Origin of the sequence: Siculibacillus lacustris, from assembly GCF_004328075.1 — a bacterium.
Classification (GTDB): Bacteria; Pseudomonadota; Alphaproteobacteria; order Rhizobiales; family Ancalomicrobiaceae; genus Siculibacillus; species Siculibacillus lacustris.
On record NZ_SJFN01000090.1, the window covers coordinates 1 to 938 of the forward strand.

At 70.4% G+C, this 938-nt stretch carries 1 protein-coding gene; it reads left to right on the plus strand.

Translation table 11 applies throughout. The features are described 5' to 3' along the window. Window positions 1-938, plus strand: a 938-nt coding sequence (locus EYW49_RS23210; RefSeq protein ID WP_407695500.1) for a hypothetical protein, incomplete at both ends; no start/stop codon positions are given.

Sequence of the window (938 nt, forward strand, 5' to 3'; positions counted from 1 at the left end):
CTTCGTCAACACCGTCACCGTCGCCAACACCGARACCGTGGTCGGTGCGGCCMAKGCCGACACCGTGGTGCTGTCCTCCGCGGTCACCGCCGCGACCATCGATCTGGCGGCCGGCGCGGATTCGCTGACCTTCGGCGCCTTCGTCAACACCGCCACCGTCTCCAACGTCGAGACGATCACCGGCGGCCTGTCGGCCGACACCGTGACGCTGGGCGCGCAGGCGACCGGCGGGCTGATCGATCTGGCCGCCGGCGCCGACAAGCTGACGCTCGGCAACTTCATCAACACTGCGACCGTCGCCAATACCGAGACCATCGTCGGCGGCACGACCACCGACCTGGTGACCCTGTCCGGCGCCGTCGCCGGCGTCACCGTCGATCTCGGCACCGGCAGCGACAAGCTGACCTTCGACGCGCTCGGTGCGACCGCGACGATCTCCAACGTCGAAACCATCGTCGGCGGCGCCGCCACCGACGTGGTGACGCTCGGTGCGGCGGTGACCGCCGCCACCGTCGACCTCGGCGACGGGGCCGACAAGCTGACGCTCGGCGCCTTCGCCAACGTCCTGACCGTGTCCAACGTCGAGACTCTGGTCGGCGGCGCGTCCTCCGACACCGTGACGCTGGGCTCGCAGATCACCACCGGCACCGTCGATCTCGGCGCCGGTGCCGACAAGCTGGTGCTGGGCAACTTCGTCAACACCGTCACCGTCGCCAACACCGAGACCGTGGTCGGTGCGGCCCAGGCCGACACCGTGGTGCTGTCCTCCGCGGTCACCGCCGCGACCATCGATCTGGCGGCCGGCGCGGATTCGCTGACCTTCGGCGCCTTCGTCAACACCGCCACCGTCTCCAACGTCGAGACGATCACCGGCGGCCTGTCGGCCGACACCGTGACGCTGGGCGCGCAGGCGACCGGCGGGCTGATCGATCTGGCCG